A 21,757-nucleotide genomic window follows, 5' to 3' on the forward strand; every position below is an offset into this window, starting at 1 on the left:
CGGTGGCGCTCACGCTTACCGGGCCAACCTAAATTCACTCCGGGCTTCCATGCCCGTTTTTTTGTCTTTCGCCCAATACAGCTAAATATTTTCTGAATTATGGCATTGCCAGTGTCTTCCAACAGAATACGCCAGATTATAAATGTTAATATCTTGTCATGTTAATTATTCTTAGGCGGTATTATGAACGGTTATATATTGGGGAGAGATGATCCTGAATATAGTATTGATGTTGGAAGTGGTGGATGGTGCAGTGCGGGGAATTTTTCAGATCAATTTTATTATTATAAATATTACCTGGAACAGTTGATTGATGGGAGCTTATATTTAAAGTATCGCTATCCTTTTGCTCGAGAAAATTTACTGCATTATTTGCAAAATACGGGTGAAGACATACATATTAACTTAACTGATATGATGGGAAAATCAGCCCAGTTAAAGGATAATTATGTGCAATTATTGGATGCAGCAAAGAGTTTTTGTAAAACATTATCGCCAGGCCAGCATGAGTTTACTTCTGAGCATGTTAATACTGATGATTTTATTTCTAGCGATCCAGACTTGTTTTATGCTATAGGAGGTTATCAATACTGGGGCAAAGGTCAGGTGCAAATTACCGAAGATAAGTATAAAAATACGATGAGCAATAGTAGTAGATTATGTAGTTATGATTTGACATTTCAGTTTAAGTTTTTTGACAGGTATAACTGGAATATTAGTGTCGCAAATTCTGGCGTTCGTTTAGGTAGTATCGTTCCGGTGAATGATACTTTTATGGGGAGGTTTCATCAGGAGTGTCTGGCCAGAGAGTACAATATTTTTGGTGCCATTGAGTCAGAGGTAAAATGGCATGACTGAGCATAGCACTCTATTTTACATGGAAAAAATACTTACTTTCGCTTTAGTTTGTGCCTTTTGTTATATGCTGTATATTATTTCGGTTTGCTGGTTACCCGTGCGTGAAAGTCACTATCTTCTGGTTGTACAATGGTGCCGTAACGATGATTCAAATACCCACTATGCAAAGAATTTATCCTGGCATGGTTTATATGTTTATTTGGAGAAATCGTCTGGGGATATTATTGTAAGGGAAATGAACACTCCTCTACACGATCCATTTCAGTCTTACCGGTACGTTTACCGTAAAATTGCACATGAAAATGATATATCCTTGGTCGCAGAGAAATGGGGGGTAATTAAGTGTCAGGAAAAAAATAAAGCGCTCATTGGTTCATCTGGTTATTCTTTTTTATGGAGACATGACCAATGAACACTTTTATAAGACGAGCTACTATAAAAACATTTTGTTTACTAATTATAATGTTTATCTGTTTTTTTTCTATTAATTCAGTTGAAAGATATAACAATATTGTTAGTTTTAAAATTCACAATAAGATAGTTTATACATTGGAAAAGATGAAAAATGATAATGATGATGATCTCAAAATTAATGTTTATAGTTCAAGGTTGTACTGGGTTTTAGGACAAACCTGTTTCTCAGAGAATATAGAATCACAGCAAAAAGGGGAAATGGAATTATATAATTGGGGAGTGGGGATAATCGAAAATGAAACCATCACCTTAAAGAATAATGGAAGAGAATTGATTTTTTCAGTTATAGGCTGCAATACTTAAGGAACCCTGCCAGAGCAGGGCTCTCTAATAAGATTTAGCGACGAACGGCGATCGCTTCAATCTCGATTTTCACGTCTTTCGGCAGACGGGCAACTTCCACGCAAGAACGCGCCGGGAAGGTCGCGTTGTGCTCGGTGAAGAACGCTTCGTAGGTGGCGTTGACGGTGGCGAAATCGTTCAGGTCTTTAACGAAAACGGTCGTTTTTACGATGTCGCCCACTTTCAGACCAGCTGCTTCAACGATAGCTTTTACGTTTTCCAGCGACTGACGTGCCTGAGCGGACACGTCTTCCGCTACGGCACCGGTTTTCGGATCGACCGGGATCTGACCGGAAGTGATTACCATGCTACCCAGGTCAACGCCCTGAACGTATGGGCCGATTGCTGCTGGTGCATTTTCCGTCGCGATAGTCTTGCTCATGATTTCTCCTGAATTACAGCGGTAATAGAATGTTCCCGGCCATTATAGGGAGCCGGGAAACCATTACCAACATCAATTAGTTGGCCAGCACCACATAATGCGAAAACTCTTTTTCACAGTATTTGCATTTGAGTGCGATATCATCAGCGCGTTTTTTCACTGCAAAACTGGAAGAAACCGGCTCAGCATGGCTGATGCAGTTGCTGTTCGGGCACACCAGTACGTTGTCGATGCGCTCCGGCAGGCTAGGGCGTGATTTACCCACCACGTCGTAATCATCAATGCGGTTTACCGTTGCCTGCGGAGCGTACAGGGAGAGCTGGTTGACCTGCTCGTCGGTCAGGAACGTATTTTCGATTTTAATCAGGTCTTTACGGCCCATCTCACCAGACGGCAGGTTCAGTCCGATGGTGATGCGCTGATCGGTTTCAGTCAGTTTGAACAGCGTCAGTAGCTTAAAACCAACCTGTGCGGGAATGTGGTCAATCACGGTGCCACGTTTGATGGCTTCAACCTGCAGTTTGTTATCGTGTGTCATCTCTTTTTCTCCCTTACAGTGCCAGTTCGCTATTCAGTACCAGTGCCAGTAACGCCTGGCGGGCGAAGATGCCGTTGCCAGCCTGCTGGAAATACCAGGCGTGCGGCGTCTTGTCGACGTCGGTGGTGATTTCATCGATGCGCGGCAGCGGATGCAGCACCTTCATGTTCTCTCTGGCTCCCGCCAGATCGCTGGCACGCAGAACAAACTGTGCTTTTACGTTGGCGTATTCGGATGGGTCCAGACGCTCTTTCTGCACGCGGGTCATGTAGAGAATGTCGACCTCCGCCATCACTTCTTCAATCGTGCCGTGCAGGCTCCAGGCAATACCTTTTTCATTCAGCATATCCAGAATGTACTGCGGCATCGCCAGCGCGTCCGGGGCGATGAAGTAGAAACGGTTACCTTCGAACTTCGCCAGCGCCTGCGTCAGGGAGTGGACGGTACGGCCATATTTCAGGTCACCCACCATGGCGATGTGCAGATTGTCCAGGCGGCCCTGTGTCTCCTGGATGGTAAACAGATCCAGCAGCGTTTGGGTCGGGTGTTGGTTGGAGCCGTCGCCCGCGTTCAGTACCGGCACGTTACCGGAGAACTCTGTTGCCAGACGCGCGGCACCTTCCTGTGGATGACGCATCACGATGGCGTCGACGTAGGTGCTGATGACGGAAATGGTGTCGGCCAGCGTTTCGCCTTTTTTACCCAGCGAGGTGTTGGCACTGTCAGAGAAACCCACCACGCTGGCACCCAGGCGGTGCATCGATGTTTCAAAGGATAAACGGGTGCGGGTCGACGCCTCAAAGAAACAGCTGGCGATGACCTTATGCTTTAACAGCTCCGGCTGTGGGTTCGCTTTTAATTTCGCCGCCGTTGCGAGGACCAGATTGAGGTCATCGCGGCTGAGGTCGTTTATGGAAATGATGTGTTTTTGATAGAGCGGGTTAGCCATGTTTATCTCCTGACGCCTGGGCAAAAAAAAAGCCCCTCAATTGAGGGGCTCGGAATGGGTGATCAACGGAAAGAAAAACGGCAGGCCAGCGTCCTTTTTCAGACGCGGTAAGACAAAATGTCGTACACACTGAACCATACATCCTCCCGGCAAATTGTCCGCGATTATACTCAGCTCCGTTATGGGATCAAGCGAAAAATGCACAATTTATTCATCGCAAACGGTTCTTATGAATTTTAATTCATTTTAAATAGATAATTAATCTGTTTGTGAACCAGAGCTGTTCGCTGTACAACCCGCGGTGCGACCCAGACAATACTGCTACCGGCAATGACGCCGAGAATTTCTGGCAACGCGTGATAATCGAGGATTCTGGCAACGGCACGGCCATAGCCTGCCGCCGTGTGGATGAGGATAAATTCGCTATTGTGTTCCACGCTGACCACCATTTCAGCAATCGAGCGGGCAGCATCAGGAGCGGGTCGCGATTGCGGATTTACAGAATAAATTTTTTGCCCTTTTGTATTTCTTATTTTTATCGCACCCAGCAGTTTTAGCAGACGAGATACCGTTGACTGGCTAATCCCGGTAAAACCATGCTGTTGTAGATCGCGGCGAAGCGCTTCCTGGGACAGGTAGCTTTTTTCGCTAATCAGGCGCTGACAAATCGCCAGCTGTTTCTGCTCTTTGGTCGAGTAATCATCGAGTTCCTTCATAAAAACACCCTAAATTTATCATTTGTATCAATGTGATGGCGAAATTCACCACATTTGCAGTATCAATAACGGCTCAAACGGGCGGTTGTGCAGAAAAACGAGAGCACGCACAAAAAAGCCGTCGGGATCCGACGGCCAAAACGGCTACAGCATCGCGCCGATACTCAGGACGACCATGTTCAGCACCGTCAGAACCAGCAGCAGCGGGGCGACCCATTTCAGGTAGCGCACATAAGGAACGCGAGCGATGGCCAACCCTCCCATCACGACGGCTGAAGTAGGGGTGATCAGATTCACAATGCCGGAAGCGGATTGGTACGCGGTGACGACCAAATCCCTTTGCACATGGGCGAAGTCGGCCAGTGGGGCTATAATGGGCATCGTGAGCACCGCCAGGCCAGACGAGGAAGGGACCAGGAAGGAGAGCAACACTTCCAGCCAGTAGGTCACATTGATAAAAATGGTGGTGGACAGACCGGAGACTAAATTTTCGGCGCTGTGCAGAATGGTGTGGGTAATCATACCGTTATCCATCACCACGACGATACCGCGCGCAATGCCGATAATCAGCGCCACGCCGAGCAGATCCCGCGCGCCGTCAATGAATGTGCTGGTGAAGCCCTCTTCACTCATACGGGCAATCACGCCGACGATAATCGCTGAGGCCAGAAAGACTGCGGATATTTCTGCCATCCACCATCCGAGTACCGCGACGCCATAAATCATTACCGCAAAGGCGGCGGCGAATATCAGCAGGATCCACTTACGCGTAGCCGTGAATTCAAGGTTAGCATTGCCGCGATTACCGAGAAAATGGGCGCGGTTTTCCTCCATTTTATCCGCCACAATCGACAACTCCGGGTGATTACGGACTTTGCGCGCATAACGCATGACCCACACCACGCAGATAACATAGCCGATGACCAGCAGCAGAATGCGCATCAGCATTCCCTGCGTGAAAGGGATCCCGGCGGCGTTTGCGGCGATGACCGTCGCAAAAGGGTTGATGGTCGAACCGAGCGTGCCGATGCCTGCGCCGAGTAGCACGGTTGCAGCAGCAACCAGTGGATCAAAGCGCGCGGCCATCATGACCGGAACCAGCAATGTGTAGAATGGGAGTGATTCCTCCGCCATGCCGTAAATCGTGCCTCCGGCGGCGAAAAGCCCCATCAGAATGGGGATCATCCACTCTTCTTTTCCGTTCAGCCTGACCGTCACGCGTTCGATGCCGGCATCAATGGCGCCCGTTTTGTTTACCACGCCGAGAAACCCACCGATGATCAGGACAAACAGCGCAACATCAATTGCGCCTGCGGTGTAGGTTTCGTGGTTATAAAGCCCGTCAATCGGTGCCAGCAGGACAGCGGTTATGCCTTGCGGATGCGCCTCTGTAGGGGCATAGGTACCGGCAACCGGCACTTCTTTGCCGAGGGTAGCATTCATCGCCATCTGGTATTTCCCTGCCGGGACAATCCAGGTCATAACGGCGACGAGCGCAATAAGAATAAACAGGATGGTATACGCGCTGGGAAATTTGAATTTGCCCATGATGTTCTCCGGATAGCTTGGGCATATGCCGCCAGGCGACACATGCCCGCAGGGGTTAGTCGCCGAGTGTCGCTACCATGACCGCTTTAATGGTATGCATCCGGTTTTCCGCTTCGTCGAAGACGATGGAATGTGCTGACTCAAATACCTCTTCCGTGACTTCAAGCCCTTTCAGGCCGTAAGCCGCTTCGATTTCACGGCCCACCTTGGTGTGCTCATTATGGAAAGCGGGCAGGCAGTGCATGAATTTCACGTTAGGATTGCCGGTCGCATTGATGACCTGCTGGTTAATTTGATAAGGCGTCATCAGGCTGACGCGTTCTGCCCACGCTTCTTTAGGTTCGCCCATCGAAACCCAGACATCGGTGTAGAGAAAATCTACGTCGTATACCCCTTCCGCAACATCGTCCGTGAGCGTAATGCGTGCGCCTGTTACGCTGGCGATTTCGCGGCATTCGGCAACCAGCGCCTCGTCAGGCCAAAAGGACTTCGGCGCGACCAGACGAATATCCATCCCCATTTTCGCCGCGCCGACCATCAGTGAATTGCCCATGTTGTTGCGAGCGTCACCAAGATAAGCGAAGCTCAGTTCGGGTAAGGTTTTCCCTGGAGCGTGTTCAAGCATGGTCATCAGATCGGCAAGGATCTGCGTAGGGTGGAATTCATTCGTCAGCCCGTTCCAGACCGGCACGCCAGCAAATTCACCCAATTCTTCAACGATCTCCTGGCCGTAGCCGCGGTATTCGATGCCGTCATACATGCGACCCAGCACGCGAGCGGTATCTTTCATCGACTCTTTATGACCGATCTGCGAGCCGCTTGGACCGAGGTAGGTCACCTGTGGCCCTGATCGAAAGCACCGACTTCAAAGGCGCAGCGGGTGCGCGTTGAGGTTTTTTCGAAGATCAGCGCAATATTTTTACCGACCAGCGTTTGCCTTTCGCGCCCGGCTTTTTTTGCCGTTTTTAACTCGATAGCCAGATCGATCAGGTACTGGATTTCCGTTGGGGTGTAGTCCAGCAGTTTGAGAAAATTGCGATTTTTCAGGTTAACAGTCATGAAAATATCCTTAATGTTGGGTTATGCGTTGGCGGCTTCCAGGCGAATCAAGGTGCCTTTGTCACCGGCGAGAATGGCCGGGCCGTCGGCCAGTGAGCCGATGCCTGCAATTCCGTGGCAGTGAGAGACAAATTCCGCGCAGGCGGTGACTTTAGGGCCCATTGAACCGGCGTCGAATTGCATTTCACCGAGCAGTTCCGGCGTCACCTGGGCCAGCGGGCGCTGGGTAGGTTTGCCCCAGTCGAGATATACGGCGTCGGCATCAGTGAGGATCAACAACGCATCGGCATGGAGTTGGCGGGCGAGCAGGGCGGCGGAGAGATCCTTGTCGATCACCGCTTCAATGCCGTGGAAGCCATCGGCTTTTTCCACCACCGGTACGCCGCCGCCGCCGTTGCAAATCACCAGATGATCGCGGGCGATCAGTGTGCGAATGGCGTCGCTTTCAACGATGCGTTTGGGCTGTGGAGAGGGCACAACGCGACGGAATGTTTTGCCATCGGCTTTGAAAATCCAGCCCTTTTCCGCGTGTAGCGTTTTAGCCTGTGCATCGTCGTAAATCGGTCCGATATATTTGGTCGGATTGCTGAAAGCCAGATCGTGGGCATCGACTTCAACCTGAGTCAGCAGGACGCTAATTTCACGTTGTGGCAGTTGGTTTTTCAGCGCTTGTTGCAGCATATAGCCAATCATTCCCTGACTTTCCGCGCCGAGAATGTCGAGCGGATAAGGGGTGACACGGTCATAAGCGCTGTTTTGCAACGCCAAAAGTCCAACCTGTGGGCCATTGCCGTGCACCAGAATCACACGCCATTGCTGCGTGAGTTGAGCGATAGTTCTTGCTGCCAGCTCAATGTTCTTGCGCTGGATGTCAGCTTCCAGCGGCTCTCCGCGTTTGAGCAGCGCATTGCCGCCCAACGCCACAACCAGGGTAGGTTTGTTTTCCATAACGTCTCCTTAAATACCGTCGCGTTCCAGCGGGCAACTCATGCAGCGCGCACCGCCGCGCCCGCGTCCCAGTTCGTCGCCAGGAATGGGTAAAACGGTGATACCGGCTTTGTCGTATTTCTCGTTGGTCCAGATGTTGCGCTCGTAGCCCACCACCACGCCGGGGCGCAGCGTCAGGACGTTGTTGGCGTCGTTCCACTGTTCGCGTTCAGCTTCGAAGGCGTCACCCCCGGTGGTGATAAGCGTTATTTGGTCGAGACCCAGCGCTTTTTCGAGGGCGTGTACCAGCGTACTTTCCTGGGTACGTTTCAGGCCGCCGCGCCCGTCTGGCGTCAGGGTCCAGCACTGGACATCCGGGCGCACTACTTCCGGATAGACGGAAAAGGTATCGATATCGATGTGGGTCATGACGGTATCGAGGTGCATACAAGAGCGATGTTTCGGCAATTCGACCGCGATGACGCGTTCAGCCTGGCGATGCCTGAACAGCGACTGGGCAAGGAACTCAATACCCTGCGGCGTGGTACGTTCCGACATACCGATGAGTACCGCGCCGCGACCAATGACCAGCACATCGCCACCTTCTAAAGTGGCGTGGTCATAATTAATATTTTCATCGCCGAAATATTTAATAAATTCACCATCGGCAAATTGTGGATGCCAACGGTAAATTGCTCGCAGGTTATTGGTTTCCCGCTGGCGTGCGGTTTTTGCCATCGGGTTAATGGATACACCGTTATATATCCAGCAGGAGGTATCGCGAGTAAATAAGTGGTTTGGTAATGGCTTCATAATAAAGTCATTAATATCGTGTGTATCGACCACCATATTTTTGATTGAGGCAGGAATTTCCCCGTAGGTCAGCCCACCACTTAAATGCCGGGCGAGCTCCCGGTGCTGCATATCTGCAAGCCATGCGCGAATATCAGCAGCGAAAGCGGGGCCAAGGCGATAATCAGAGATTTGTGTCTCCAGTAGCCAGCCTTTGGCATCTGGGATATCTAAGGTTTGTGTCAATAAATCAGTGAATAGCAGAACCTCAATCCCTTGCTGACGTAACGTGTTGGCGAAAATGTCATGCTCTTCTCCTGCACGTTCTACCGAAAGAACATCATCAAAAAGCAGTTCCTGGCAATTTGATGGCGTCAGCCTTTTTAAACTGAGATTAGGGCGATGTAGCATTACGCTACGTAATTGACCGATTTCAGACCCGACATAATGCTTTTCCATCATTATTCCTTTAATACGATTTTAAAAAATAAAGAGGAGGTGCCTGCAAATAATATTTATTGCAGTCATGATTTTTTAGCTGATTTCGGAGTCTATATTTAGATCTTATTTGGTAGAGAAACGTGATTTATTTCACAGTCAGGTTGTTGGTTGGCTTTTGTTGTTTAATTTATGAGATGGCTCTGAGAATTTAAAAAATAAAAATAAGAGTAACTGAATTACTACGCATGAATATGTCTTGTTATTTATTCATGTTAATTTTTTGTACTTATTTAAAAATAAAGCAATTCAATAAGGTGCTGATTTTAGTGTATTTTTTATTATGGTATACATATTTATGCGAACCTGTGATTTTATTATTTGCACGCTGGTGTTGATTACCAAATAAATATGTCACTGCACAAAGATAAAGGGAAGGGAGTGAACTGTGATGGAAGACTGGTTTTTATAAAAAAACATTTTATAACAATGTGTTAGCAAACTCTTCGAAAAAGACGAGGTGGAAGTTATGCAGTGTTTATGCATAAGCAGTTGTGGTAAGTTAACGATATTTTAACACCATCAGCGATAAACATGCGTTGACGCAAATTATCGGTAATTAGCAGTGGTATGGCAGGTCGTTTTTTCGTATAACAAGTAAAATGAAACGTTGTTTTAATTAAGGGGTTTGAGATGATTGTCGGCAATATTTACAACCTGGATGCCTGGCTGCCGGAAGAGTTGCGCCAGGCGATTGAGCATATTAAAGCGCATGTGACGGATGCGACGGAAAAGGGCAAGCATGATATCGACGGCGATCGTTTGTTTTATCTGATTGCTGAAGATATGACGGAGCCGTTCGCACAGCGCCGCGCCGAGTATCACGCCCGGTATCTGGATATTCAGATCCTGCTCAAAGGTCAGGAAGGTATGACTTTCAGCACGCAGCCTGCGGGCGCGCCGGAAACTGACTGGCTGACGGATAAAGACATCGCCTTCGTGGCGGAAGGCGTACAGGAGAAAACGGTGGTGTTGAATGAGGGTGACTTCGTGGTGTTTTATCCGGGTGAAGTGCATAAACCGCTATGCGCGGTCGGCGCTCCCGCGCTGGTACGTAAAGCCGTAGTTAAGCTGTTGGTTAAGTGACGGACGCTAGGCCTGATGAGCGTAGCGCTATCAGGCACAACGGCGCAGATTGCCGGGTGTGGCGGAGCCTTACCCGGCCTACAAACATCATTATTTTGCGAGCGTTGCAACCATCACCGCTTTGATGGTGTGCATCCGGTTTTCTGCCTGATCAAATACGATGCTGGCGGGTGATTCAAAGACCTCGTCGGTCACTTCTATACCGCCGTGCAGTCCGTACTCTTGCGCCATGTGTTTGCCAAGTGTGGTTTGATCGTCATGGAACGCCGGCAGGCAGTGCAGGAATTTCACCTGCGGATTACCAGTCAACGCCATCATTGCGCTATTAACCTGATACTTACGCAGCAGCGCAATACGTTCGGCCCATTTCTCTTTCGCTTCGCCCATTGATACCCAGACGTCGGTATAGATAAAGTCCGCACCTTTCACGCCCGCGGCGATATCTTCGGTCAGCGTAATATTGCCGCCGTTTTTCTGTGCCAGCGCTTTGCACTCCGCAACCAGGCTTTCTTCCGGCCAGCAGGCTCGCGGCGCGACCAGGCGCAGATCCAGCCCGGTTAACGCGGCGGCTTCCAGCATGGAGTTACCCATATTGTTACGTGCATCGCCTGCATAAACCAGCGTCATTTCATTGAGCGCTTTACCTGGCAGGTGTTCCTGCATCGTGAGCAAATCTGCCAGCAACTGGGTAGGGTGAAATTCGTTAGTTAATCCGTTCCATACCGGAACTCCGGCGTATTCCGCAAGCGTCTCGACAATTTCCTGGCCATGGCCCCGATACTGAATACCGTCGTACATACGACCGAGCACGCGGGCGGTGTCTTTGATCGACTCTTTATGACCAATCTGGCTGCCGCTTGGCCCGAGATACGTTACGCGCGCGCCCTGATCGTATGCGGCAACTTCGAAAGAGCAACGGGTACGGGTTGAGTCTTTTTCGAAGATGAGCGCGATGTTTTTACCGGTGAGTTTAGCGACCTCTGTGCCGTTTTTTTTATCCGCCTTGAGCTGCGCGGCGAGCTGGAGCAGTGACGTCAGTTCAGCAGAGGTGAAATCAAGCAGTTTCAAAAAATGTTTCTGATAAAAGGTAGACATAGTTCCCTCACATGGCTTAGGCCATTTATTGAATTAAAATTCAATTTATATGGATGTTTATTCATTTGCAACCTTGTTTAACAAATCTTTCCTGGAAAGGTGGAGGCAATGACAGCGGTATGTGACAATAAGAGTATCGGCAGGACATTATGAGGAACGAGCCATGGCAAACCCGGAACTACTGGAAGAACAGCGTGAAGAAACGCGCTTGATTATTGAAGAGTTACTCGAAGATGGCAGCGATCCAGACGCGCTGTACACCATCGAGCATCACCTTTCTGCGGATGACTTTGAAACCCTGGAAAAAGCGGCAGTAGAAGCTTTCAAGCTGGGCTATGAAGTGACCGAGCCGGAAGAGCTGGAAGTGGAAGAAGGTGACACGGTTATTTGCTGTGACATCCTGAGCGAATGTGCTCTGAATGCCGAGTTGATCGACGCTCAGGTTGAGCAACTGATGAACCTGGCTGAAAAATATGATGTGGAATACGACGGTTGGGGCACCTATTTCGAAGACCCAAACGGCGAAGAAGGTGAAGACGGCGACGATGAAGACCTCGTCGACGAAGATGATGACGGCGTGCGTCACTAAGTCATCTGCTGACCTACGGTGGCGTATGCTGCCGTAGGCCAAGGACAACGTATGGATTACCTGCAAATACTCTCCCCGATCCACAACTTCCTGCACTGTAAAACGCCGCAGGCCTGGCTTGATAAAGCGCGAGACCCGGCGAATCTCCCTCTGTTACTGACCGATCACCTCGTCTGCGAGCTGAAAGCGGCGCAAACGGCTATGCTGCTGGTGCGTAAGTATGTCGCAGATAAACAGGGATCGCAGGCGCTGCTGGACTGGCTGAAACCCTATGAGGCGTATGCTTTCAGGGATGGGGATGAACCGGATTTTATCGCACTGAATAAACAGATTAGCAAAAGTGTGATGCCGCAAACTGACGACCCGTGGGGACGCAAGCTTATCGACAGCATGGTTTTGCTGATCAAAGAAGAACTTCACCACTTCTGGCAGGTGCGTGAGATGATGATGAGCCGCAATATTCCCTACGTCAAAATCACCGCCAGCCGTTATGCCAAAGGCATGCTCAAAGAGGTGCGAACCCACGAGCCATTAACGCTAATCGATAAGCTGATTTGCGGGGCTTACATTGAAGCACGTTCTTGTGAACGGTTCGCCGCGCTGGCGCCGTATCTGGATGACGATTTACAGTCATTTTATCTGTCACTGCTGCGTTCTGAAGCGCGGCACTATCAGGATTATCTGGCGCTGGCGCAGCAGGTTTCTGCTGACGATATCAGTAGCCGGGTGCGGTTCTTTGGCGAAGTAGAAGCCGCGTTGATTACCTCTCCCGACGATGAATTCCGTTTTCACAGCGGGGTGCCCGCTTAGCCTCCTTCTCTGACGCGCGGCAGACATTGCCGCGCGATTTAACCCTTCCTGTTGCTGTTAACAAAATCTGGTGGCTGGCAATCGCTCACTGCTGCCGTAATAATCAAAACGCGCGAAGGGGAAATATATCCCCAGAACAGAGACGATTTGGCATAAGGATGGTTAATGAACTGGACACACGTATTGTTGGCGGGGTATATCGGGGCGGTGATTGCTATCGTCGTCGGCATGTTTCGCAAAAAAGGCTGGCTGGGCAAGCTCTCCGGCGCGGTGGTTTTTGTGGTGGCAATTGTCGCGTGGAATCTGTTTGATGTGCACTACCTGATCCCGCGGGAAAGCCCGAATTATGGGCTGACGGATGCGCAGAAATTTGAAAACGCGATGCTGTCCATGCCCGTTTATCAGGTGCTTAAGGAGCAGGAGCCTGCGCTGTGGCAGAACATCCTCACCCAGGCAACGCAGCTGAAAGAGGCGGGGAAAAGCGAGCAACAGATTATCGACGCTATTCAGCCGCAGATCCTGCAGGTACAGATGGCGCGTTTGCAGCAGGCGCCTGATGCCAATGTGATCGAGTATATGAAGATTAATCTCGAGCAGATTTCCGCGGTGGCAAAAGTGGGCAATGACGAATGTTTTCGCTTTTTGTTCCCGGCGGTGAAAGGTGGGATTAACCCAGTGCGTATTATTCCGCGTGAGATCATGGATCGTCGTATGGCGAGTGATATGAGCATGATGTATGCCTCACATGGCCCAAAAAAACATACGGTCACGGCAGAAGAAAAACAGCTGGCGCTTCAGGATCTGCAATCCATCAGCCCGGGGCTGGTACAGCGCTTTGGACCGGATATCCAAATCATGGCCGATCCGAGTAAAGGCGTGGGCAAAGAGAAAGTCGTCTGTGAAATGGTGCAAGATTTATGGTCACAGGTGCTGAAGCTGCCAACCGCGCGCGCGGCCGGCGTTATTCGGCTGATGCTCTCAGCCGAAATGCAGTAACGTAACCAGAGCCCCTCGGCGTGAGGTCAGAGGGGCTTTAACATCCGCACTTCACAATCTACATGTCCGGTACAGCCGAGCGCTTCACTGATATGCTTAAACCCTAAATGTTCATACAGGCGGATAGCCTCGGTCAGAAATGCCGTCGTTTCAAGATAACACTGCTTAAAACCCTGCTCGCGGGCATGGTCAAGCGCCATCAGCGCCAGCTTTTTCGCCAGCCCCTGACCGCGTGCGCTTGGGAGGAAGTACATCTTTTGCAGTTCGCAAATGTCCGGTTCGCTACACCCTAATGGCGCAACGCCGCCGCCGCCCACGACTTCACCATTTTGCTCAACCACCCAGTAGGCTGCGCCCGGCTGGCTGTAAACCTGAAACAGCTCGTCCAGATTGGGATCGGCAACGGTATAGCCTTTATCGGCGGTCAGGCCGTATTCGGCGGAAACCTGACGGATAACGTGGGCAATAGCGGCGTTGTCGTCGGCGGTAATGCGGCGCAGCGTCGTTGAGACAGGTGTGATAACACTCATAGCGAACTCATGACATAAAAGTGAGACATATGCAGTTAATAACACTGCGGTGAGGGGAAGTGCAAGCGAGGATAATTCAAGAAAAAGCCTCTGAGCGGGTGCGTCAGAGGCTTTTATCGTCTGCGGTGCCGGATACGCTACGCTTATCCTGCAAACAATTTTACAGCGCGGCGATAACCGCCTGCTGCTCAATTAGCTTCGCTTTGGCTTCTGCGTAACCGTCCAGCTTCTCACGTTCTTTGGCGATCACCGCTTCCGGAGCGCGAGCAACGAAACCTTCGTTGGACAGTTTGCCTTCGATACGGGCAATCTCACCTTCAATTTTCGCCACTTCTTTTGCCAGACGCGCCAGTTCATCATCTTTGTTGATGAGACCCGCCATCGGGATCAGCAGCTCGGCACCGTCGATGATTTTGGTCACGGAGACCGGACCTTTGTCATCGGCAGGTAGCACGGTGATGCTTTCCAGACGCGCCAGGTTCAGCAGGAAGCTCTTGTTGTCGTTCACACGACGCATCGCATCCGCGCTGCAACCACGCAGCAACAGCTCCAGCGGTTTACCCGGGGCAATGTTCATTTCCGCGCGGATGTTACGTACGGCAACGATCGCCTGCTTCAGCCATTCGGTATCGGCCAGCGCCGCTTCATCAACCTGTGCGGCGTTATATTCCGGGAACGGCTGCAGCATGATGGTATCTGCGGTGTTGTCACAAATTACTTTCACGCGCTGCCAGATGGTCTCGGTGATGAACGGAATAATCGGGTGCGCCAGGCGCAGCAGACCTTCCAGCACGGTGACCAGCGTATTACGGGTGCCGCGCAGTTCAGCATCAGTTCCTCCGGTCATTACCGGCTTGGTCAGCTCCAGATACCAGTCGCAGAACTGGTTCCAGGTGAATTCGTACAGGATGCCCGCGGCGATATCGAAGCGGAAGTTATCCAGCGCTTCGCGGTACGCTTTAACGGTCTGGTTGAATTCAGCCAGGATCCAGCGGTCCGCCAGCGACAGGGTCATTTCGCCGCCGTTAAAGCCGCAATCCTGATCTTCAGTGTTCATCAGCACGAAGCGGCTGGCGTTCCACAGCTTGTTACAGAAGTTACGGTAACCTTCCAGACGCTTCATATCCCAGTTGATATCGCGACCGGTGGAGGCGAGTGCGGCCAGGGTAAAGCGCAGGGCGTCGGTGCCGTGCGGCTCGATGCCGTTCGGGAACTGCTTCTCGGTACGTTTGGCAATCTTCTCAGCCAGCTGCGGCTGCATCATGTTGCCGGTACGTTTTTCCAGCAGCTCCGGCAGGGAGATACCGTCGACCATATCCAGCGGGTCAATTACGTTGCCCTTGGATTTGGACATCTTCTGGCCTTCGTCGTCACGGATCAGACCGGTCATGTAGACGGTATGGAACGGAACCTGCGGCTTGCCGTTTTCATCTTTGATGAAATGCATGGTCATCATGATCATGCGGGCAATCCAGAAGAAGATGATGTCGAAGCCGGAAACCATCACGCTGGTTGGGTGGAACTGACGCAGCGCGTCGGTATTTTCCGGCCAGCCCAGGGTAGAGAAGGTCCACAGTGCGGAGGAGAACCAGGTGTCGAGAACGTCTTCGTCCTGACGCAGCGCAACGTCGGCGCCGAGGTTGTTTTCCTGACGCACTTCGTCTTCGGTACGGCCAACGTAGACGTTACCCGCTTCGTCGTACCATGCCGGGATACGGTGACCCCACCACAGCTGACGGGAGATACACCAGTCCTGAATATCGCGCATCCAGGAGAAGTACATGTTTTCGTACTGCTTCGGTACGAACTGAATGTCGCCGTTCTCTACCGCTTCTACCGCCGGTTTCGCCAGCACATCGGCACGGACGTACCACTGGTCGGTCAGCATCGGTTCGATAACCACGCCGCCACGGTCGCCGTAAGGTACGGTCAGATCGTGAGGTTTGATCTCTTCCAGCAGGCCCAGCGCGTCGATGGTTGCAACGATCGCTTTACGTGCAGCAAAGCGTTCCAGCTTCTGGAATTCAGCCGGGATTTCACTGGAGTAAACGTCAGACTCTTCGCCTTTGGTATCGTACACTTCCGCCGTTTCGCGGATGTCGCCGTCAAAGGTCAGAATGTTGATCATCGGCAGGCCGTGACGTTTCCCGACTTCGTAGTCGTTGAAATCGTGTGCCGGGGTGATCTTCACGCAGCCGGTGCCTTTTTCCATGTCGGCGTGTTCGTCACCGACGATCGGAATGCGGCGGTTAACCAGCGGCAGGATCAGGAATTTGCCGATCAGATCTTTATAACGCGGATCTTCCGGGTTCACGGCCACGCCGGTATCGCCCAGAATGGTTTCCGGACGGGTAGTCGCCACGACCAGGTAATCTTTACCGTCTGCGGTTTTCGCGCCGTCGGCCAGTGGATAACGGATGTGCCACATCGAGCCTTTAGACTCGCGGTTTTCCACTTCCAGATCAGAGATAGCAGTGCGCAGTTTCGGATCCCAGTTAACCAGGCGCTTGCCACGGTAAATCAGGTCTTCTTTGTACAGGCGAACAAAGACTTCTTTCACGGCATTGGAAAGACCTTCGTCCATGGTGAAGCGCTCGCGCTCCCAGTCAACGGAGTTGCCGAGACGGCGCATCTGACGGGTAATGGTGCCGCCGGATTCCGCTTTCCACTGCCAGATTTTGTCGATAAAGGCATCGCGACCGTAGTCGTGACGGGTTTTACCTTCTTCAGCGGCAATCTTACGCTCAACCACCATTTGGGTGGCGATACCCGCGTGGTCGGTACCGGCCTGCCACAGAGTGTTTTTACCCTGCATGCGCTGGTAGCGAATCATGGTATCCATGATGGTTTGCTGGAAAGCATGACCCATATGCAAACTGCCGGTGACGTTCGGCGGCGGGATCATGATGCAGAAGGACTCTTTGCTTTCATCGCCGTTAGGTTTGAAATAGCCCTGCTTTTCCCAGTGCTCGTAAAGCGGCTGTTCGATATCTTGTGGGTTGTATGTCTTTTCCATTATTTCCAGGTTGCCGTATTCAGGTTAAAACCAGCCACGCGGTAAGCTTTGTAGCGATCACGTGCCGATTGTTTCAAAGAATCTTCGTAAGGGACGAAGTCTATCACTTCTGTGAAAGCGGTGGCAAAATCTGCAAAGCCAACGCGCAAACTGATGAGCAGGTCACGTGGGCTGCTGTTGCGTTTTTCTGGCCAGGCAATCTCTACCGGGGCGCCGCCTCTGGGGCCTTCACCCGCCAGATTATGCGGAACAAAGCTTTCTGCCGGTCTTGCCCACAGAGCTTCATCCAGTCGAAGAGCCTGCTTTTCGTTTTCGCAGGCGATCAGCACGCGCTTGCCAGCCCGCCAACGTTCTGCGGCAATTTCACACACCAGTTGTTCAACGGCGCTTAAGCCATCAACGGTAGTGTCATTATCCAGAAGATAGAACGTCGCATTCTTCATATATGGGGCTTCTTGTGGTGAATTTAAATACAAGGCCGGGTGACCCGGCCTTATCGCCTGATGGCGACGCTTGCGCGTCTTATCAGGCCTACAGCGTGTTGCTTTGTAGGCCGGATAAACGTAGCGCCATCCAGCATTTACACATTACTCTTCGCCGTTAAACCCGGCGCGATTGAGCAGGAACTGCGACAGCAGCGCCACCGGACGACCAGTAGCGCCTTTGGCTTTCCCGGAACGCCATGCGGTGCCGGCGATGTCCAGGTGCGCCCAGTTGTACTTACGGGTAAAGCGCGACAGGAAGCAGCCTGCGGTAATGGCTCCGCCAGGACGTCCGCCAATGTTCGCCATATCCGCAAAGTTGGACTCCAGCTGTTCCTGGAACTCATCACCCAGCGGCAGACGCCATGCGCGATCGCCAGCCTGCTCGGACGCGCCGATCAGCTCATGCGCCAGCGGGTTGTGGTTCGACATCAGGCCGGTAATGTGATGGCCCAGCGCAATCACGCACGCGCCGGTCAGGGTTGCGACGTCAATCACCGCTTCCGGCTCAAAGCGCTCGACGTAGGTTAGCACGTCGCACAGCACCAGACGGCCTTCGGCATCGGTATTGAGCACTTCAACGGTCTGCCCGGACATGGTGGTCAACACATCGCCTGGGCGATACGCGCGGCCACCCGGCATATTTTCGCAGCCCGCCAGTACGCCGACGACGTTGATGGGCAGTTGAAGCTCGGCCACCATACGCATTACGCCGTACACTGCCGCCGCGCCGCACATGTCGTACTTCATCTCATCCATGCCTTCAGCAGGTTTGATGGAGATACCGCCGGAGTCGAAGGTTAACCCTTTCCCGACCAGCACAATCGGACGCGCGTCTTCGGACGGGTTGCCTTTGTACTCGATGACCGACATCAGCGACTCGTTCTGCGAGCCGTGACCGACGGCCAGATAAGAGTGCATACCCAGCTCTTTCATCTGCTGCTCGCCGATCACACGGGTCACCACATTTTTGCTGTAACTGTCTGCCAGCTGACGCGCCTGAGAAGCCAGATAGGCAGCGTTACAAATATTTGGCGGCATGTTGCCGAGATCTTTCGCCGCTTTAATACCCGCGGCGATCGCCAGACCGTGCTGGATAGCTCGCTCACCGCTGGTCAGCTCACGGCGGGTCGGTACGTTGAAGACCATTTTACGCAGCGGACGACGCGGCTCGCTTTTGTTGGTCTTCAACTGGTCAAAGCTGTACAGCGTTTCCTGGGCCGTCTCAACGGCCTGACGTACTTTCCAGTAGTTATTGCGCCCTTTGACGTGCAGCTCAGTCAGGAAGCAGACGGCTTCCATTGAGCCAGTATCATTCAGCGTATTGATGGTTTTCTGAATGACCTGCTTGTACTGGCGCTCATCAAGTTCACGCTCTTTGCCACAACCAATAAGGAGAATTCGCTCAGACAGAACGTTAGGAACATGGTGCAGCAACAGGGTTTGACCCGGTTTGCCTTCCAGTTCGCCACGACGCAGCAGTGCGCTGATGTACCCGTCGCTGATCTTGTCGAGCTGCTCTGCAATCGGAGAGAGGCGGCGTGGTTCAAAGACACCCACGACGATGCACGCACTCCGCTGTTTCTCCGGGCTACCGCTTTTTACACTGAACTCCATGCACTACGCTCCTGAATCTTAAAGACAACAGCGGTGGCTACGGATAGAATTGCAAGCTTTCGTAACTCATACCCGCTGTTGCGGTGACTTCGTGTTAATCTTAACGTTATTACGGCATTGGCACGTCAGAACAATTTCTGAGAGGTGGATCCGTTGAGTATAATGATCTTAGCGACGATTTCGACGACTCAAGAGAATAAATGACGTTTAAGCCATGAAACAAGCTAAATTCCGGCAAAAGACGGGTTTTTACGGGCGTATTTAAAGTGATAATCATAAGATATCTGGTTCGGGAAACGCTCAAAAGCCAACTTGCGATCCTATTCATCCTGCTTTTGATCTTCTTTTGTCAAAAGTTAGTCAGGATCCTTGGTGCGGCTGTTGACGGCGACATCCCGGCGAATCTGGTGCTCTCGCTGCTGGGGCTGGGCGTGCCAGAAATGGCGCAACTTATCTTGCCCTTAAGCCTGTTCCTCGGGCTGCTGATGACGCTGGGCAAACTGTATACCGAAAGTGAAATTACGGTCATGCATGCCTGTGGGCTGAGCAAGACTGTGCTTATTAAAGCAGCGATGGTACTGGCGTTGTTTACCAGTATTATTGCGGCGGTCAACGTGATGTGGGCCGGACCGTGGTCCTCCCGGCATCAGGATGAAGTACTGGCGGAGGCGAAAGCCAACCCCGGTATGGCGGCGCTCGCTCAGGGGCAATTCCAGCAGGCGACTAACGGCGGTTCGGTACTGTTTATCGAAAGCGTCGACGGCAGTAACTTCAAAGATGTGTTCCTCGCGCAAATCCGCCCGAAAGGTAACGCCCGTCCTTCGGTGGTGGTGGCTGATTCCGGACATCTTACGCAGATGCGCGATGGCTCCCAGGTCGTAACCCTAAACCAGGGGACGCGCTTTGAAGGGACCGCGCTGCTGCGCGATTTCCGCATTACCGACTTCCAGGATTATCAGGCGATTATCGGTCATCAGGCCGTGGCGCTGGATCCAAACGATACCGAACAGATGACCATGCGTACGCTGTTGGCGACCGACACCGATCGCGCCCGCGCGGAGCTGACCTGGCGTATCACGTTAGTATTCACCGTATTTATGATGGCACTGATGGTCGTTCCGCTGAGTGTGGTAAACCCGCGTCAGGGGCGTGTACTGTCCATGCTGCCAGCCATGCTGCTCTATTTGCTGTTCTTCCTGGTGCAGACGTCGCTGAAGTCGAACGGTGGCAAAGGTAAGCTGGATCCTGTGTTCTGGATGTGGGTGGTTAACCTGGCTTATCTGGCACTGGCGATTGTGCTCAACCTCTGGGATACGGTGCCGATGCGCCGCTTACGTGCCCGTTTTATGCGTAAAGGAGCGGTATAATGCAGCCCTTTGGTGTACTTGACCGCTATATCGGTAAAACCATTTTCACCACCATCATGATGACATTGTTCATGCTGGTATCGCTCTCCGGGATCATCAAGTTTGTCGACCAGCTGAAAAAAGCCGGGCAGGGGAGCTACGATGCGATGGGTGCCGGGCTGTATACCCTGCTCAGCGCGCCGAAAGATATCCAGATCTTCTTCCCGATGGCGGCGCTGCTGGGGGCTTTGTTGGGGCTGGGCATGTTGGCCCAGCGCAGTGAACTGGTGGTGATGCAGGCTTCCGGCTTTACCCGTATGCAAGTGGCGTTATCGGTGATGAAAACCGCGATTCCGCTGGTGCTGCTGACGATGGCCATCGGCGAATGGGTTGCGCCGCAGGGTGAACAGATGGCGCGTAACTACCGTGCCCAGCAGATGTACGGCGGCTCGCTGCTCTCTACCCAGCAGGGGTTGTGGGCGAAAGACGGGGACAACTTTGTTTACATCGAGCGGGTGAAAGGTGACGCTGAGCTAGGTGGAATCAGCATCTACGCCTTTAACGACAAACGTCGTTTGCAGTCTGTTCGCTATGCTGCCAGCGCGACGTTTGACCCGGAGCAAAAGGTCTGGCGTTTGTCGCAGGTGGATGAGTCCAACCTGACCGACCCGAAACAAATCACCGGTTCGCAGACGGTGAGCGGCACCTGGAAAACCAACCTGACGCCTGACAAGCTCGGCGTCGTGGCGTTGGATCCTGACGCGTTGTCGATTAGTGGTCTGCATAATTACGTGAAGTACCTGAAGTCGAGCGGCCAGGATGCCGGACGCTACCAGCTCAATATGTGGAGCAAAGTGTTCCAGCCGCTGTCGGTGGCGGTCATGATGCTGATGGCGCTGTCGTTTATCTTCGGCCCACTGCGTAGCGTCCCGATGGGTGTGCGTGTAGTGACGGGGATTAGCTTCGGTTTTGTATTTTATGTGCTGGACCAAATCTTTGGCCCGCTGACGCTGGTGTACGGCATTCCGCCGATTATTGGCGCGCTGCTGCCAAGCGCCAGCTTCTTCCTGATAAGCCTGTGGCTGATGCTGCGTAAATCGTAATATC

At 52.0% G+C, this 21,757-nt stretch carries 26 protein-coding genes and 1 pseudogene; 11 read left to right on the forward strand and 16 right to left on the reverse strand.

What is annotated here, in order from left to right:
• The first annotated feature begins 183 nt into the window (after nt 1-183).
• Genes ACU8YC_RS13110 through ACU8YC_RS13120 form a run of 3 tightly spaced genes read left to right on the forward strand, consistent with a single transcriptional unit; the run spans nt 184 to nt 1,635 of the window.
• Nucleotides 184-858, forward strand: a complete 675-nt coding sequence (locus tag ACU8YC_RS13110; protein WP_446895416.1) for a hypothetical protein — start codon at nt 184-186, stop codon at nt 856-858.
• A complete protein-coding gene (locus ACU8YC_RS13115; RefSeq protein ID WP_210904377.1) occupies nt 851-1,270 on the forward strand; it encodes a hypothetical protein in 420 nt (139 codons plus the stop codon). Before ACU8YC_RS13110 ends, ACU8YC_RS13115 begins: the two co-directional genes overlap by 8 nt.
• Entirely contained in the window at nt 1,267-1,635 is a 369-nt protein-coding gene (locus tag ACU8YC_RS13120) for a hypothetical protein (protein ID WP_446895417.1), read from the forward strand. The genes ACU8YC_RS13115 and ACU8YC_RS13120 overlap by 4 nt, the downstream gene beginning before the upstream one ends.
• A 34-nt stretch (nt 1,636-1,669) precedes the next feature.
• Here the strand turns inward: ACU8YC_RS13120 and ridA are convergent, their stop codons facing one another.
• The 5 genes from ridA to pyrL all read right to left on the reverse strand — a co-directional run bounded on the left by ridA (nt 1,670) and on the right by pyrL (nt 3,681).
• Nucleotides 1,670-2,056, reverse strand: coding sequence for a 2-iminobutanoate/2-iminopropanoate deaminase (gene ridA / locus ACU8YC_RS13125; RefSeq protein WP_000047544.1), 387 nt, complete (start codon nt 2,054-2,056; stop codon nt 1,670-1,672).
• Between the two features lie 76 nt (nt 2,057-2,132).
• Nucleotides 2,133-2,594 (reverse strand): aspartate carbamoyltransferase regulatory subunit, encoded by a 462-nt coding sequence (gene pyrI / locus ACU8YC_RS13130; RefSeq protein WP_003025816.1) that lies wholly within the window; start codon nt 2,592-2,594, stop codon nt 2,133-2,135.
• Nucleotides 2,595-2,607: 13 nt separating this feature from the next.
• Nucleotides 2,608-3,543, reverse strand: a complete 936-nt coding sequence (pyrB, locus tag ACU8YC_RS13135; RefSeq protein ID WP_151224491.1) for an aspartate carbamoyltransferase — start codon at nt 3,541-3,543, stop codon at nt 2,608-2,610.
• Nucleotides 3,544-3,545: 2 nt separating this feature from the next.
• On the reverse strand, nt 3,546-3,599 hold the full coding sequence (locus ACU8YC_RS13140; protein WP_106875647.1) for a pyrBI operon leader peptide: 54 nt from the start codon (nt 3,597-3,599) through the stop codon (nt 3,546-3,548).
• On the reverse strand, nt 3,580-3,681 hold the full coding sequence (gene pyrL, locus ACU8YC_RS13145; protein ID WP_003025819.1) for a pyr operon leader peptide: 102 nt from the start codon (nt 3,679-3,681) through the stop codon (nt 3,580-3,582). The genes ACU8YC_RS13140 and pyrL overlap by 20 nt, the downstream gene beginning before the upstream one ends.
• Here pyrL and ACU8YC_RS13150 point away from each other — a divergent pair.
• Nucleotides 3,661-3,783 (forward strand): hypothetical protein, encoded by a 123-nt coding sequence (locus tag ACU8YC_RS13150; protein WP_123268762.1) that lies wholly within the window; start codon nt 3,661-3,663, stop codon nt 3,781-3,783. The two genes, pyrL and ACU8YC_RS13150, sit on opposite strands and share 21 nt — an antisense overlap.
• On the opposite strand, the gene ACU8YC_RS13155 is transcribed toward ACU8YC_RS13150, so the two are convergent.
• The 5 genes and pseudogenes from ACU8YC_RS13155 to arcA all read right to left on the reverse strand — a co-directional run bounded on the left by ACU8YC_RS13155 (nt 3,780) and on the right by arcA (nt 9,044).
• The gene (locus tag ACU8YC_RS13155; protein WP_151217448.1) at nt 3,780-4,259 is read right to left on the reverse strand and encodes an arginine repressor; all 480 of its coding nucleotides are present in this window, start codon (nt 4,257-4,259) and stop codon (nt 3,780-3,782) included. The two genes, ACU8YC_RS13150 and ACU8YC_RS13155, sit on opposite strands and share 4 nt — an antisense overlap.
• Before the next feature lie 144 nt (nt 4,260-4,403).
• The gene (locus ACU8YC_RS13160) at nt 4,404-5,807 is read right to left on the reverse strand and encodes a YfcC family protein (RefSeq protein WP_446895418.1); all 1,404 of its coding nucleotides are present in this window, start codon (nt 5,805-5,807) and stop codon (nt 4,404-4,406) included.
• Nucleotides 5,808-5,862: 55 nt separating this feature from the next.
• A pseudogene (argF, locus tag ACU8YC_RS13165) lies at nt 5,863-6,866 on the reverse strand (ornithine carbamoyltransferase).
• Nucleotides 6,867-6,887: 21 nt separating this feature from the next.
• Nucleotides 6,888-7,814 carry a carbamate kinase gene (arcC, locus tag ACU8YC_RS13170; RefSeq protein WP_210904378.1) on the reverse strand — a complete coding sequence of 309 codons (927 nt, stop codon included), beginning with the start codon at nt 7,812-7,814 and terminating at the stop codon, nt 6,888-6,890.
• A 9-nt stretch (nt 7,815-7,823) separates the two neighbouring features.
• Nucleotides 7,824-9,044, reverse strand: coding sequence for an arginine deiminase (arcA, locus tag ACU8YC_RS13175; RefSeq protein ID WP_446895419.1), 1,221 nt, complete (start codon nt 9,042-9,044; stop codon nt 7,824-7,826).
• Nucleotides 9,045-9,716: 672 nt separating this feature from the next.
• On the opposite strand from arcA, the gene ACU8YC_RS13180 reads away from it, so the two are divergent.
• Nucleotides 9,717-10,169, forward strand: coding sequence for a YhcH/YjgK/YiaL family protein (locus tag ACU8YC_RS13180; RefSeq protein ID WP_151217454.1), 453 nt, complete (start codon nt 9,717-9,719; stop codon nt 10,167-10,169).
• A 90-nt stretch (nt 10,170-10,259) separates the two neighbouring features.
• On the opposite strand, the gene argF (ACU8YC_RS13185) is transcribed toward ACU8YC_RS13180, so the two are convergent.
• Nucleotides 10,260-11,264: an ornithine carbamoyltransferase gene (argF, locus tag ACU8YC_RS13185; RefSeq protein WP_187259185.1), complete on the reverse strand. Its 1,005-nt coding sequence runs from the start codon at nt 11,262-11,264 to the stop codon at nt 10,260-10,262.
• Nucleotides 11,234-11,329 (reverse strand): putative translational regulatory protein ArgL, encoded by a 96-nt coding sequence (gene argL, locus ACU8YC_RS13190; protein WP_373276877.1) that lies wholly within the window; start codon nt 11,327-11,329, stop codon nt 11,234-11,236. The genes argF (ACU8YC_RS13185) and argL overlap by 31 nt, the downstream gene beginning before the upstream one ends.
• A 98-nt stretch (nt 11,330-11,427) precedes the next feature.
• On the opposite strand from argL, the gene rraB reads away from it, so the two are divergent.
• The 3 genes from rraB (at nt 11,428) to ACU8YC_RS13205 (ending at nt 13,659) form a co-directional block, all read left to right on the forward strand.
• Nucleotides 11,428-11,853, forward strand: coding sequence for a ribonuclease E inhibitor RraB (gene rraB, locus ACU8YC_RS13195; protein WP_003025845.1), 426 nt, complete (start codon nt 11,428-11,430; stop codon nt 11,851-11,853).
• A 51-nt stretch (nt 11,854-11,904) separates the two neighbouring features.
• Nucleotides 11,905-12,663, forward strand: a complete 759-nt coding sequence (gene miaE / locus ACU8YC_RS13200) for a tRNA isopentenyl-2-thiomethyl-A-37 hydroxylase MiaE (protein ID WP_151217457.1) — start codon at nt 11,905-11,907, stop codon at nt 12,661-12,663.
• A 165-nt stretch (nt 12,664-12,828) separates the two neighbouring features.
• Nucleotides 12,829-13,659: a topoisomerase II gene (locus tag ACU8YC_RS13205; RefSeq protein WP_151224496.1), complete on the forward strand. Its 831-nt coding sequence runs from the start codon at nt 12,829-12,831 to the stop codon at nt 13,657-13,659.
• Nucleotides 13,660-13,685: 26 nt separating this feature from the next.
• On the opposite strand, the gene ACU8YC_RS13210 is transcribed toward ACU8YC_RS13205, so the two are convergent.
• The 4 genes from ACU8YC_RS13210 to pepA all read right to left on the reverse strand — a co-directional run bounded on the left by ACU8YC_RS13210 (nt 13,686) and on the right by pepA (nt 19,304).
• On the reverse strand, nt 13,686-14,189 hold the full coding sequence (locus tag ACU8YC_RS13210) for a GNAT family N-acetyltransferase (RefSeq protein WP_151217460.1): 504 nt from the start codon (nt 14,187-14,189) through the stop codon (nt 13,686-13,688).
• A gap of 160 nt (nt 14,190-14,349) precedes the next feature.
• Nucleotides 14,350-17,205: a valine--tRNA ligase gene (locus ACU8YC_RS13215; RefSeq protein ID WP_446895420.1), complete on the reverse strand. Its 2,856-nt coding sequence runs from the start codon at nt 17,203-17,205 to the stop codon at nt 14,350-14,352.
• Nucleotides 17,205-17,648 carry a DNA polymerase III subunit chi gene (gene holC, locus ACU8YC_RS13220; protein ID WP_151217464.1) on the reverse strand — a complete coding sequence of 148 codons (444 nt, stop codon included), beginning with the start codon at nt 17,646-17,648 and terminating at the stop codon, nt 17,205-17,207. Before holC ends, ACU8YC_RS13215 begins: the two co-directional genes overlap by 1 nt.
• Before the next feature lie 144 nt (nt 17,649-17,792).
• Nucleotides 17,793-19,304, reverse strand: coding sequence for a leucyl aminopeptidase (pepA, locus tag ACU8YC_RS13225; RefSeq protein ID WP_005134172.1), 1,512 nt, complete (start codon nt 19,302-19,304; stop codon nt 17,793-17,795).
• Between the two features lie 153 nt (nt 19,305-19,457).
• Here pepA and ACU8YC_RS13230 point away from each other — a divergent pair, with 153 nt between their 5' ends.
• The 3 genes from ACU8YC_RS13230 (at nt 19,458) to lptG (ending at nt 21,753) form a co-directional block, all read left to right on the forward strand.
• Complete coding sequence (locus tag ACU8YC_RS13230; protein ID WP_212723231.1) at nt 19,458-19,508, forward strand: hypothetical protein; 51 nt, start codon at nt 19,458-19,460, stop codon at nt 19,506-19,508.
• A gap of 62 nt (nt 19,509-19,570) precedes the next feature.
• Nucleotides 19,571-20,671: an LPS export ABC transporter permease LptF gene (gene lptF, locus ACU8YC_RS13235; protein ID WP_151217466.1), complete on the forward strand. Its 1,101-nt coding sequence runs from the start codon at nt 19,571-19,573 to the stop codon at nt 20,669-20,671.
• Nucleotides 20,671-21,753 (forward strand): LPS export ABC transporter permease LptG, encoded by a 1,083-nt coding sequence (gene lptG / locus ACU8YC_RS13240; protein WP_151217468.1) that lies wholly within the window; start codon nt 20,671-20,673, stop codon nt 21,751-21,753. The genes lptF and lptG overlap by 1 nt, the downstream gene beginning before the upstream one ends.
• Nucleotides 21,754-21,757: the final 4 nt, after the last annotated feature.

The organism is Citrobacter sp. VF227, assembly GCF_052950715.1.